At 70.0% G+C, this 12,895-nt stretch carries 10 protein-coding genes; 6 read left to right on the forward strand and 4 right to left on the reverse strand.

Translation table 11 applies throughout. The features are described 5' to 3' along the window. Positions 1-113 precede the first annotated feature (113 nt). Complete coding sequence (locus tag ACIP6U_RS38415; protein WP_401727345.1) at positions 114-1,328, reverse strand: NYN domain-containing protein; 1,215 nt, start codon at positions 1,326-1,328, stop codon at positions 114-116. A gap of 204 nt (positions 1,329-1,532) precedes the next feature. Between ACIP6U_RS38415 and ACIP6U_RS38420 the strand changes: the two genes are divergently transcribed. Further along, positions 1,533-1,697 (forward strand): hypothetical protein, encoded by a 165-nt coding sequence (locus ACIP6U_RS38420; protein WP_401727346.1) that lies wholly within the window; start codon positions 1,533-1,535, stop codon positions 1,695-1,697. A gap of 80 nt (positions 1,698-1,777) precedes the next feature. Here the strand turns inward: ACIP6U_RS38420 and dnaE are convergent, their stop codons facing one another. Next, positions 1,778-5,311: a DNA polymerase III subunit alpha gene (gene dnaE / locus ACIP6U_RS38425; RefSeq protein ID WP_401727347.1), complete on the reverse strand. Its 3,534-nt coding sequence runs from the start codon at positions 5,309-5,311 to the stop codon at positions 1,778-1,780. Positions 5,312-5,568: 257 nt separating this feature from the next. On the opposite strand from dnaE, the gene ACIP6U_RS38430 reads away from it, so the two are divergent. The 4 genes from ACIP6U_RS38430 (at position 5,569) to ACIP6U_RS38445 (ending at position 10,335) form a co-directional block, all read left to right on the forward strand. Continuing rightward, positions 5,569-6,894, forward strand: coding sequence for a DUF2252 domain-containing protein (locus ACIP6U_RS38430; RefSeq protein WP_401727348.1), 1,326 nt, complete (start codon positions 5,569-5,571; stop codon positions 6,892-6,894). 67 nt (positions 6,895-6,961) lie between these two features. Continuing rightward, complete coding sequence (locus tag ACIP6U_RS38435; RefSeq protein WP_401727349.1) at positions 6,962-7,654, forward strand: hypothetical protein; 693 nt, start codon at positions 6,962-6,964, stop codon at positions 7,652-7,654. Positions 7,655-7,750: 96 nt separating this feature from the next. Continuing rightward, positions 7,751-8,566, forward strand: a complete 816-nt coding sequence (locus ACIP6U_RS38440) for a thioredoxin domain-containing protein (RefSeq protein ID WP_401727350.1) — start codon at positions 7,751-7,753, stop codon at positions 8,564-8,566. A gap of 86 nt (positions 8,567-8,652) precedes the next feature. After that, entirely contained in the window at positions 8,653-10,335 is a 1,683-nt protein-coding gene (locus tag ACIP6U_RS38445) for an alkaline phosphatase D family protein (RefSeq protein WP_401727351.1), read from the forward strand. 1 nt (position 10,336) lies between these two features. On the opposite strand, the gene ACIP6U_RS38450 is transcribed toward ACIP6U_RS38445, so the two are convergent. Continuing rightward, positions 10,337-10,906 (reverse strand): dienelactone hydrolase family protein, encoded by a 570-nt coding sequence (locus ACIP6U_RS38450; protein ID WP_401727352.1) that lies wholly within the window; start codon positions 10,904-10,906, stop codon positions 10,337-10,339. A 44-nt stretch (positions 10,907-10,950) separates the two neighbouring features. On the opposite strand from ACIP6U_RS38450, the gene ACIP6U_RS38455 reads away from it, so the two are divergent. Next, a complete protein-coding gene (locus ACIP6U_RS38455; RefSeq protein WP_401727353.1) occupies positions 10,951-12,093 on the forward strand; it encodes a mechanosensitive ion channel family protein in 1,143 nt (380 codons plus the stop codon). Positions 12,094-12,096: 3 nt separating this feature from the next. Here ACIP6U_RS38455 and ACIP6U_RS38460 read toward each other — a convergent pair whose 3' ends face one another. Continuing rightward, positions 12,097-12,837 (reverse strand): SDR family NAD(P)-dependent oxidoreductase, encoded by a 741-nt coding sequence (locus ACIP6U_RS38460; protein ID WP_401727354.1) that lies wholly within the window; start codon positions 12,835-12,837, stop codon positions 12,097-12,099. Positions 12,838-12,895: the final 58 nt, after the last annotated feature.

Consider the following 12,895-nt stretch of genomic DNA (forward strand, 5'->3'; position numbering starts at 1 on the left):
ACCGTGCCGATGTGCCTGTGCCGCGCGCGTACTCACAAAGGACGAGAGTACGGGGTCGACGAGCCCCGCCCGCTCCCGGGTTGGCCCACAACGGCAAATCCACCGGTAAGGAACTACTCACCCGCGGGGGCGTGCTCGGCCGCCGTGCGGACGTCGATCTCCCGCCAGAACCCGGCCCGGATGGCGTACCGGTCGTGCTCGTCGATCTGGTCGTCCTTGTGCGCGAGCAGGCCGAACCGGGCCGCGTAGCGCAGCAGCTCACCGTCGATCCGGTGCGGGACGCGCGGGTACATCCCGGACAGCTTCTGCAGCTGGACCTGTTCGCCGAGGCGGCCCATCCACCGCCGGGCGAACACCTGTCCGACCTCGTAGGGGTCGCCGCCGACCGCGGTGATGTCCTCCTCCCGGTCGGCCCACCGCTGCTCCGCCGTGGTCAGCTGGGCCAGCGTGGGCATCGAGGCCGCGTCGGGCGCCTCGGCGACGGGCCGGTCGACCCAGCCCTTGTCGGAGGACCAGCGCAGGGTCGCGCTCGCCGGATGCCGGTCGGGCTGGGCACCGGGGGCGCGCAGCGCGGCGAGGTCCTTGGGGGTGGGCACGCCCTTGGGCGCGGGCACCCGCTCCTGCGCACCGTTCTCCGAGTCGGCCGCGGCCGGGGCGTGCTCGGCCTCCTCCTCGGGCCGCTCGCCGGCCGGCGCGAGCGGGGCGTCCGGCAGCGGCGCGGACAGGATCGCGGCGATCTCGGGCCGCGGCACCGGCGGCGGCGCGCACACCCCGCCGAGGTCCTTGGCCCGTACGGCCTTGACGATCCACGCCCGGTCGAGCACGCGCCGCTCGTCGGCCTCCGCGACCAGGTCCTCGGACTGGTTGTAGTCGCCGTCGGCGGCCTGCACGGCCCACAGGTGTACGGCGACCCCGTGCTCCTTGGCGGCCATCATGCCCGGCAGCAGATCGCCGTCGCCGGTGACCAGGACGACGTCGGAGCAGGCGCGGTTGCGGGCCAGCTCGGTCAGCTCGGCGTGCATCGCGGCGTCCACGCCCTTCTGTGCCCAGCGGCCGTCGCTGCGGGTCAGGGCGCCGAGCCGGACGGTGACGCGGGGCATCACGCGCAGTCTGCGGTGCTCGGGCTGGGGCACGCGGTCGGGGGCGCCGTCGAACCAGTAGATGCGCAGCAGCGGGCGCTCGGTGTCGGACTCGGCGCGCTCGCGCAGCCCCTGGATGAGGGCGGCGTGGTCGACGGTGATGCGGGAGCGTGAGGGTTCCCCGGCGAGCAGACTCGCGGCGGCCCCCAGCAGATACCCGGCGTCCACCAGGACGATGCAGCGGTCCACGCGATCCACCCTCTTTCCGGGAGGTTTGCTTCGGGCTTCCTTCGAGTCTGCCCGACAGCGCGGAGGTTAACGGCCCGAACTCGATCTTCGGCGTGGCGTTGCCCCATGTCACAGACGGTAATTATCCGAAATGCGTTCTTTTTCAGACTATGTGAATCTGGTCCCGACTCTGGCCCCCAGATCCCCCTCAGGAGGTAGATCACCATGGCCAAGAACAAGAAACAGGACCGTAAGCAGCCGCAGGCGGAGCGCGGTCAGCAGCAGGCCGAACGCTCCTCGATGGAGGCACAGGCCGAGCAGCGTATATCCCAGGTGACGCCCGCGGACGTCGCGCGCAAGGGCCGGCAGAAGCGCTTCGGTCACAACTGACATCAGCAGTGCGGGCATGACGAAGGGGCGCACCCGGTACCGGGTGCGCCCCTCGCGCGTGGTCACGTGCCGCGGTGGACTCAGCCTGCCAGGCAGGACGGTCCGAGCAGCACCTTCAGGTCGCCGAAGAGCGCCGGGTCGGGCTTGACCCGGTGCCGGTCCAGGCGCAGCACCGTCGTCTTCGTCGGGCCCTGGAGCTTGATCCGGACCTCGCTGTCGCCCCTGTGGTGGCTGAGGATCTCGCCGAGGCGGCTGACCATCGGCGGGGTGACCCGGGTGGCCGGGATGGTGAGGATCACCGGCGCGTTGGTGCCCGCGTTCGACAGGTCGGGGACCTGGAGCTCCATCGCGACCAGACGCGGCACGTCCTCGCGCTTGTCGAGGCGGCCCTTGACGAACACGACCGCGTCCTCGACGAGCTGGGTCGACACCAGCTGGTAGGTCGCCGGGAAGAACATGCACTCGATGGAGCCGGCGAGGTCCTCGACCGTGGCGATCGCCCAGGCGTTGCCCTGCTTGGTCATCTTGCGCTGGAGGCCCGAGATGATGCCGCCGATGGTGACGACCGCGCCGTCCGCGTGCTCACCGCCGGTGAGCTGGGCGATGCCCGCGTCGGCCTTGTCGGACAGCACGTGCTCCAGGCCGAAGAGCGGGTGGTCGGAGACGTACAGGCCGAGCATCTCCCGCTCCTGGGCGAGCAGATAGCCCTTCTCCCACTCGTCGGTGGTGAACTCCACGTCGAGCCCGAAGCCCGGCTCGCTGCTCTCCTCGCCGCCCCCGAAGAGGTCGAACTGGCCCTCGGCCTCCTTGCGCTTGACCGCGACCACGTTGTCGATCATCGAGTCGAAGTGCGCGGTGAGGCCCTTGCGGGTGTGCCCCATGGTGTCGAAGGCGCCGGCCTTGATCAGCGACTCCGTGGTCCGCTTGTTGCACGCGACCGCCTCGACCTTGTCGAGGTAGTCGGGGAAGGAGCCGTACTTGCCCTTGGCCTTGCGGCTCCTGATGATCGACTCGACCACGTTCGTACCGACGTTGCGCACGGCCTCGAGGCCGAAGAGGATCACGTCGTCGCCCTGCGCGGCGAAGTTGTGCACCGACTCGTTGACGTTCGGCGGGAGCACCTTGATCTTCATGCGCCGGCACTCGTTCAGGTAGATCGCGGACTTGTCCTTGTCGTCCTTGACCGAGGTGAGCAGTCCGGCCATGTACTCGGCCGGGTAGTTGGCCTTGAGGTACGCGGTCCAGTACGAGACCAGTCCGTACGCGGCGGAGTGCGCCTTGTTGAACGCGTAGCCGGCGAAGGGGACCAGGACGTCCCACAGGGCCTGGATCGCCTCGTCGCTGAAGCCCTTGTCGCGGGCGCCCTTCTGGAACAGGACGAAGTTCTTCGCCAGTTCGTCGGGCTTCTTCTTGCCCATCACGCGGCGCAGGATGTCGGCCTCGCCGAGCGAGTACCCGGCGATGATCTGGGCCGCCTTCTGCACCTGCTCCTGGTACACGATCAGGCCGTAGGTGACCGCGAGGACCTCTTCGAGGGGCTCTTCGAGCTCCTTGTGGATCGGGGTGATCTCCTGGAGCTTGTTCTTGCGCAGGGCGTAGTTCGTGTGCGAGTCCATGCCCATCGGGCCGGGACGGTAGAGCGCGGAGACGGCGGAGATGTCCTCGAAGTTGTCGGGCTTCATCAGACGCAGCAGCGAGCGCATCGGGCCGCCGTCGAACTGGAAGACGCCCAACGTCTCACCGCGCTGGAGGAGTTCGAAGGTCTTGGGGTCGTCGAGCGGCAGGGCCAGCAGGTCGAGGTCGATGCCCTTGTTGGACTTCACCATCTTGACGGCGTCGTCCATGATCGTCAGGTTGCGCAGGCCCAGGAAGTCCATCTTCAGCAGGCCGAGCGACTCGCACTGCGGGTAGTCCCACTGCGTGATGGTGACGCCGTCGGTGTGCCGCACCCACACGGGGGCGTGGTCGACGATGGGCTCGCTGGACATGATGACGCCGGCGGCGTGCACGCCCATCTGCCGGACCAGGCCCTCGACGCCCTTGGCGGTGTCGATGACCTTCTTGACGTCCGGCTCGTTCTCGTACATCGCGCGGATCTCGCCGGCCTCGCTGTAGCGCGGGTGCGAGGGGTCGGTGATGCCGTTGAGGTCGATGCCCTTGCCGAGGACGTCGGCGGGCATCGCCTTGGTGAGGCGGTCGCCCATCGCGTACGGGTAACCCAGCACGCGCGCGGAGTCCTTGATGGCGTTCTTCGCCTTGATCTTGCCGTACGTGCCGATCATGGCGACCTTGTCGGCGCCGTACTTCTCCGTCACGTACCTGATCACTTCGACGCGCCTGCGCTCGTCGAAGTCGATGTCGACGTCGGGCATGGAGACGCGCTCGGGGTTGAGGAACCGCTCGAAGATCAGGCCGTGCGGGATCGGGTCGAGGTCGGTGATGCCCAGGGCGTACGCGACGATCGAACCGGCCGCCGAGCCTCGGCCAGGACCGACCGCGATGCCCTGCTTCTTGGCCCACATGATGAAGTCGGCGACGACGAGGAAGTACCCCGGGAACCCCATCTGGATGATGACGTCCATCTCGTACTCGACCTGCTTCTGCCGGTCCTCGGGGACGTTGCCGTTGAAACGGCGGTCCATGCCGAGCCGGACCTCCTCCTTGAACCAGGTGACCTCGGTGTAGCCCTCGGGGATGTCGAACTTCGGCATGAGGTTCTTGGCCTCGAACATGCCGGAGGTGTCGACCTGTTCGGCGACCAGGAGGGTGTTGCGGCAGCCCTCCTGCCACGCGTCCGAGGAGTCGATGGCGTACATCTCGTCGGTGGTCTTGAGGTGGTAGCCGGTGCCGTCGAACTTGAAGCGATCGGGGTCGGAGAGGTTCTTGCCGGTCTGGATGCACAGCAGGGCGTCGTGGGCGGTCGCCTCGTGCGCGTACGTGTAGTGCGAGTCGTTGGTGACCAGCGGGGGGATGCCGAGCTTCTTGCCAATGTCCAACAGGCCGTCGCGGACCCGGTGCTCGATGTCGATGCCGTGGTCCATCAGCTCCAGGAAGTAGCGGTCCTTGCCGAAGATGTCCTGGTACTCGGCCGCCGCCTTCAGGGCCTCGTCGTACTGACCGAGGCGGAGCCGGGTCTGGAGTTCCCCGGAGGGGCAGCCGGTGGAGGCGATGAGCCCCTCGGACCACTGGGAGATGGTCTCCTTGTCCATCCGGGGCCACTTCTGCAGCCAGCCCTCGGCGTACGCGTCCGAGGAGAGCCGGAAGAGGTTGTGCAGGCCCGTCGAGTTGGCCGCCCAGATCGTCTTGTGCGTGTAACCACCCGAACCGGACACGTCGTCGCGCTTCTGGTGCGGCTGGCCCCACTGGATCTTGCGCTTGTTGCGCCGCGACTCGGGGGCGACGTACGCCTCGATGCCGATGATCGGCGTGACCCCGGCCTTCTTCGCCGTGTGGAAGAAGTCGTACGCCCCGTGCAGGTTGCCGTGGTCGCTCATCGCGATGTGCGTCATGCCCATCTCGTTGCACGCGTCGAACATGTCCTTCAGCCGCGCGGCACCGTCCAGCAGCGAGTACTGGGTGTGGACGTGCAGGTGCGTGAACGGCGGCTTTGACACGGCGTGGCCTCCATGGGGCAGTGCTGCGGCGCGTAGCGCCTCGTTGAGGGGCGGTGGTCGGGTGACGGGTGGGCACTGGGCGACAGGCTGCGGACAGTCCGGGGGACAACATCGGATCCTATGCCTCGGCACTGACACTCGCGGCCCTGCCCCGCGTACCTTCACAGCGAGGGTCGCGGGCACTTCCGCGGCCCGTCGCCCGTTGGAAACGACAGAAACGCTGTCGTACACATCCATGCACCAGGAGGCACCCAGCGATGTCGGTCCCCCAGCTCAACGACGAGCAGCGCGGCGAGGAGATCCTCGCCGTCTTCGACACCGCCTTCGGCGAGCTCCTGGCCGCCGACCCGGCCGCGTTCCGCGTGAAGTTCCGCAAGATGGCGGCCTCCGCCTTCGCCTTCTACCGGGGCACGGCGGCCCTCTTCTACCACGACGTGGACAGCGACCGGCGGGGCGGACCGTACCTGGACGAGCGCACCACGCGCGTGTGGATCCACGGCGACCTGCACGCGGAGAACTTCGGCACGTACATGGACTCCAACGGCCGCCTGGTCTTCAACGTCAACGACTTCGACGAGGCCTACGTCGGCCCCTTCACCTGGGACCTCAAGCGCTTCTCCGCCTCCGTCGCGCTGATCGGGTACGCGAAGGCGCTCAGCGACGAGCAGATCACCGAGCTGGTCGAGGTGTACGCGGGCGCGTACCGCGAGCGCATCCACGCGCTGGCGACCGGCGCCAAGAGCGACGAGGTGCCGCCGTTCACGCTGGACACCGCCGACGGCCCGCTGCTGGGCGCGCTGCGTACCGCCCGCTCGCTGACCCGCTTCGAGCTGCTGGACTCGATGACGGAGATCCGTGACTTCGAGCGCCGCTTCGCGCCCGGCGGCGGCTCCATCGAGCTGGACGCTGCCACCCGTTACAAGGTCCTCGCGGCCTTCGACGGCTACCTGGAGACCCTGCCGGAGACCTCCCTGACCCGCCCGGACTCCTACCGGGTCAAGGACGTGGTCGGCCGGCGCGGCATCGGCATCGGGTCGGCCGGGCTGCCGTCGTACAACATCCTTCTGGAGGGCCACAGCGACGCCCTGGAGAACGATGTGGTGATCTACATCAAGCAGGCCCAGACCCCCGCCGTCTCCCGGCACATCACCGACCCGGCGATCCGGGACTACTTCCAGCACGAGGGCCACCGCACGGTGATCTCCCAGCGCGCCCTCCAGGCGCACGCGGACCCGTGGCTGGGCTGGACCGAGCTGGGCGGCGCGGGCCAGCTGGTCGCCGAGGTGTCGCCGTACGCGGTCGATCTGGACTGGAGCGACATCGACGACCCGGAGGAGGTCGCGGCCGTCGTCGCCGACCTCGGCCGGGCCACGGCCACCATGCACGCGGCGGCGGACGACACCTCGGGCGAGTCGCTGGTGCCGTTCTCCACGGAGCGTGCCATCGACGCGGCGATCGCGGCCGACGAGGACGGCTTCTCGGACATGCTGACGTCCTTCGCGCACGACTACGGCGCACGCGCGCGCTACGACCACCAGATCTTCGTGGACCTGTTCCGCAACGGGCGGATTCCGGGTCTCTAACGGTCCGTGGTCTCACAGGGATCTTTTAGGGGTCCCTTACCCGGCCACGTGACACACTCTCTCCGCTATGGACATATCCGGGACCCAGCCACGAGCCGTTCGCGCGGCGCTGTTCACGGCCTTCGTCGTGACGCTCAGCACCGCGTCGCACGTGCTGCTGTCGCGGGTCCCGCTGCCGCTGAACACGGTGGCCGCGGTCGCCGTCGCCGTGTTCGCGGTCGCCTACGCGCTGGCCGGCCGGGAGCGCGGCTTCGCCGGCATCGCCGCCCTGCTGATCCCGCTGGAGCTGGCCGCCGACACGGTGTTCACCACCGGTCAGCACGTCTGCTACGGCCCCGCGGGCGGCCCGGTCGCCGGCCCCCTGCGCTCCGTCGGCTGGGACCTGCTCTGCGGCAACAACACCCAGGTCGGCGCCCCGCTGGCCCGCGTGACCGGCGCCGACCCCGGCCATGTCACGTCGCTGCTCGCGCACGCCGACCCCGCCACCGCCTGGCTGCTGCTGGGCGCGCACATCGGCGTCGGGATGCTCGCGGCGGCCTGGCTGCGCCGCGGCGAGCGGGCGCTGGACCAGCTGCTGGCGGCGGTCGCCGCGACGACGTTCCGCCCGCTGCTGCTGGCGGTCGCCGCGGTCACCGTGCGCCGGACCCCGCGCACCCGCCTGCCGCGGCCCCCCGTACGCCGTACGGCCTCCGCACTCGACCGGATCCTCGTGCACTCCCTGGGACGGCGTGGACCGCCGTGCTCGGTCGCTGTCGCCTGAGTCGCCGGTTCGGCACGCACAGCATCTGAGCACCACCCGTCCCCATGACGTATTCCGCACACGACGTGTGCGCCTCCCCAGACGGAGAACATCACCATGAGCAAGCGCAACAGCGCCGCAGCGAAGTCGCAGGCCCGCGAGCGGCTGCGGCAGGAACGCGAGCGCCAGGCCAAGCGCGCCAAGATCAAGCGGCAGGTCATCGTGGCCTGCTCCATCGTCGGCGTCCTCGCGATAGCCGGCGGCATCAGCTACGCGGTCGTGCAGGGCAACAAGCCCGGCTACTGGGAGGCGGCGAAGGACGACAAGCTCGTCAAGCCGGCCAACACCACGGGCACGAACGGCACGGTCGTCACCCTCGGCAAGTCCACCGCCAAGAAGACCCTGGTCATGTACGAGGACCCGCGCTGCCCGGTCTGCGCCCAGTTCGAGCAGACCGTCGGCCCGACCGTCAAGAAGGACCTGGACGCCGGCAAGTTCAAGATCCAGTACGTCGGGGCCACGTTCCTCGACGGCAACCTGGGCGGCGAGGGCTCCAAGAACGCGCTCAGCGCCCTGGGCGCGGCGCTGAACGTCAGCCCCGAGGCGTTCGAGGAGTACAAGACCGCGATGTACTCCACGAAGTGGCACCCCGAGGAGACCACGGACAAGTTCAAGGACGACGCCTATCTGATCAAGATCGCCGACACGGTCTCCGCCCTGAAGGGCAACGCGGCCTTCCAGAAGGCCGTGAAGGACGGCACCTACGACCGCTGGGCGATCGAGGAGTCGAAGATCTTCGACAAGGACGGCATCCAGGGCACCCCGACCCTGAAGATGGACGGCAAGGCCCTGACCGGCTCCGACGGCCAGGGCAACGCGCCGATGACGGTGGCGGACTTCAACACCGCGATCACGGCGGCCCTGAAGGGCTGATACCGAACCGACTTTCAGTCGAAGAGCGGGCGAACTTTTGACGGTTCGCCCGCTCTTCTTCGTACCGGTCAGTAACCTGATCGCCCGTGACCAGTCGATACAGATCATCCGATCCCGCAGCCTCACCCGCCGAGCGCCCCGACTGGCGCTCCCCGCGCCGCCGTTCGGTGGTCAAGGCCGCGGCCGCCACCGCCGTCCTGGCCGGCCCGCTCGCCGCCGCCCTCCCGGCCCGCGCGGCCACCGAGGCCCCCGCCTTCCTGCACGGTCTGGCCTCCGGCGACCCGCTGCCCGACGGCATCCTCCTGTGGACCCGCGTGACGCCGACCGCCGAGGCCACCCCCGGCTCCGGGCTCGGCCCGGACACCGAGGTCGGCTGGACCGTCGCCACCGACAAGGCGCTGACGAACGTCGTCGCCAAGGGCTCCCTCACCGCGACCGCCGCCTCCGACCACACCGTCAAGGCGGACATCCGCGGTCTCGCGCCGGCCACCGACTACTGGTTCCGCTTCTCGGCCGGCGGCACCGACTCCCCCGTCGCCCGCGCCCGCACCGCGCCCGCGGCCGACGCGAGCGTGTCCGGCCTGCGCTTCGGCGTGGTCTCCTGCGCCAACTGGGAGGCCGGCTACTTCTCCTCGTACCGCCATCTCGCGGCCCGTGGTGACCTGGACGCCTGGCTGCACCTCGGGGACTACATCTACGAGTACAAGAGCGGGGAGTACGGGACCCGCGGCACCGTCGTGCGGCCGCACGCGCCGGCGAACGAGATCATCACGCTCGCCGACTACCGCACCCGGCACGGCAAGTACAAGACCGACCCGGATCTCCAGGCCCTGCACGCCAAGGCGCCGGTCATCGCGATCTGGGACGACCACGAGTTCGCCAACGACGCCTGGTCGGGCGGCGCGGAGAACCACACCGAGGGCGCCGAGGGCACCTGGTCGGCCCGGCAGGCGGCCGCCAAGCAGGCCTACTTCGAGTGGATGCCGGTCCGCCCGGCGATCGCCGGCACCACCTACCGCCGGCTGCGCTTCGGCAGGCTCGCCGACCTCTCGCTGCTCGACCTGCGCTCGTTCCGCTCGCAGCAGGCGGCCACGGCCAGCGGGGCGGTGGACGACCCGGACCGGACGATCACGGGCCGGGCCCAACTCGACTGGCTGAAGGCCGGGTTGAAGGCCTCCGACACCACCTGGCGGCTGGTCGGCAACTCGGTGATGATCTCGCCGTTCGCCATCGGCTCGCTCTCCGCCGACCTGCTCAAACCGCTCGCCAAGCTGCTCGGCCTCCCGCAGGAGGGCATCGCCCTCAACACCGACCAGTGGGACGGCTACACCGACGACCGGCGCGAACTCCTCGCCCACCTGCGCACCAACGCGATCCGCAACACCGTCTTCCTGACCGGTGACATCCACATGGCGTGGGCCAACGACGTGCCGGTCAACGCCGGCACCTACCCGCTGTCCGCCTCCGCCGCCACCGAGTTCGTGGTCACCTCGGTGACCTCCGACAACCTCGACGACCTGGTGAAGGTCCCCGAGGGCACGGTCTCCGCGCTCGCCGCGCCGGTCATCCAGCTGGCCAACCGGCACGTCCACTGGGTCGACACCGACCGCCACGGCTACGGCGTCCTGGACATCACCGCCGACCGCGCGCAGATGGACTACTACGTCCTGTCCGACCGCACCACCACGACGGCGACCGCGTCCTGGGCCCGCTCGTACCGCACGCGCAGCGGCACGCAGAAGGTCGAGCGGACGTACGACCCCGTCTAGGTCACAGGCTGTCGAGGAAGCCGAGAGCCACCCGCCAGGTGGCCTCGGCGGCCTCCTCGTCGTAGTCCGGCAGGTCGGGGTCGGTGTAGAGGTGGCCGGCCCCGGCGTACCGGTAGATCTCCACGTCGGCGCCCGCGCGGCCCATCTGGAGGTACCAGGCGCTCAGCCAGTCGTCCGTCTCGAACGGGTCGGGCTCGGCCACGTGCAGCTGGACCGGCAGGCCGTCGACGGTGACGCCCGGCGCGAGGTCGGAGGTGCCGTGCAGAAGCAGCAGCCCGCGCGCCTTCTCGTCGCCGAGCGCGAGGGTCTGCGCGATGGAGGCGCCCAGCGAGAACCCGGCGTACACCAGCCCCCGCTCGGAGTAGGGCGCGGCGGCCAGCACGGCCCGCTTGAGCAACTCGTCCTTGCCGATCCCGTCGTTGAAGGCCATGCCCTCCTCGACGGTTTCGAATGTACGTTCGCCGAAGAGGTCCGGCGTCCACACCACGTGGCCCGCCGCCCGCAGCCGGTCGGCCGCCGCGCGCACGGCAGGTCTGAGCCCGTAGGTCGAGTGAAAGAGCACGATGTTCATGGGGTCATGGTGTCAGCCGCCCGCAGCCGGTTACGTTCTCAGGCATGGAGAACGTACTGCGTCCGTTGATCGTGATCGGCGGCTCGGTCGTGCTGACCCTGCTCATCGGCTGGGTCACCGACCTGCTGCTGCGCAAGGCCGACGAACGGTATGAACACACCTCGCTGTGGGGCCTGCTGCGCCGCGGCCGGGTGCCCTACCAGCTCGTGCTGTGCGCCGCGCTGCTCAGAGGCTCCTACGACCAGGCGCGGCTGCTGAAGGAGCACCGGGCCGGCATCGGCCAGACGCTGACCCTGGTGCTGATCGGTGCCACGGCGTGGCTGATGGTCCGGATCGCGGCGGCGGTCGTGGAGTCGTCGTACGCGCGGTACGCACGCGTGCACCGCGATCCGGCCCGGGTCCGGCGGGTGCGGACCCAGGTGACGTTGATCACGCGGGTGGTGGCCGCGGTCGTCGGCGTGGTGGCGGTGGCCGCGATGCTGCTGACGTTCCCGGCGATGCGCGCGGCCGGCGCCTCGCTGCTGGCCTCGGCCGGCATCCTCGGCATCGTCGCCGGTGTCGCCGCCCAGTCCACGCTCGCCAATCTCTTCGCCGGGCTGCAGATCGCCTTCGGCGACATGGTCCGCATCGGCGACACGGTCGTCGTGGACGGCGAGTGGGGCACGGTCGAGGAGATCACGCTGACGTTCCTGGCCGTGCGGACCTGGGACGAGCGCCGGATCACCATGCCGGTCTCGTACTTCACCTCGAAGCCGTTCGAGAACTGGTCGCGCGGCGGCACCCAGATGACCGGCATCGTCTACTGGCACCTCGACCACTCGGCGCCGGTGGAGCTGATGCGGGAGAAGCTGCGGGACATCCTGCGCGAGTGCGCCGCCTGGGACGGCCGCGACTACGGCGTCGCCGTCACCGACGCCACCCCGAACACCCTTCAGGTACGGGCCCTGGTGACCGCCAAGGACGCCGACGACATCTGGACGGTACGGGTCACGGTCCGCGAGCAGATGATCCGCTGGCTGGGCGAGCAGCACCCCTACGCGCTGCCCCGCGTCAACACGGCGGACGCGGCCCTGCCGCCGGGCAGCGCCGCTTCCCCGAACGGTTCCGGCGACGGGGCCCGCGACGGCGCCGAGGGCGTCGCGGCCACCCGCCGCGCCCATGAACCGCCGCGCACGGGCCGCGGCTGAGGCTCACTGCCCGCGCTCGGCCCCGCCGTTGACCTGGACGACCTGCGAGGTGACGTGCCCGGCGGCCGTCGAGGCGAGCCAGTGCAGGGTCACCGCGACATCGCCCGGCGTACCGGCCCGCTTGTTCACGGTGTCCCCGATGAGCCGCTCGCGCCGGGCAGGGTCGATCTGCGCCCCGAAGAACTCGGTGTCCTCGATGTAGCCGGGCGCGACCACGTTCGCGGTGATCCCGCGCGGCCCGAGCTCCCGGGCCAGGTCATGGGCGTACGGATGCAGCGCGGCCTTGGCCCCCGCGTAGGCCCCGCTGCCGGACCCGCGGTAGGCGGCGATGGAGCTGACGAACAGCACCCGTCCGCCCGGTGAGGCGAGCCGGTCCTTGAGGGCCTCGGTGAGCAGGGCCGCAGTCAGGGTGTTGATCCGGAAGTTGACGGTCCAGTTGTGCGCGACCCGGTCGAGCGGATCCTCGCTGTCGACGGGCGGCTCCAACTGCCCGGTGCCGCCGGCACTGTGGATCAGTACGTCCACAGTCCCCAACTCCCGCTCCACGAAGGCGGCGACCCGCCGCACCTCGGCCGGCTCCGCGAGATCGGCCGCGAAGGCCAGCGCCCCCGGCACCCCGGCCTTCTCCAGCACCTCGGCCCGCCGCCCGAGCAGCAGCACCTGATCCCCGTCCGCCGCGAACGCCCGCGCCGCCGCGAGCCCGATTCCCGTACCTCCGCCGCTGATCACCACATTGCGCGTCATGATCCGATCGTACGAACCACCGGGCGCCGTCGGCACGGAACGGCGAAGGTCGGCGTAC

The organism is Streptomyces sp. NPDC088794 (assembly GCF_044750545.1).
Lineage (GTDB): Bacteria > Actinomycetota > Actinomycetes > Streptomycetales > Streptomycetaceae > Streptomyces.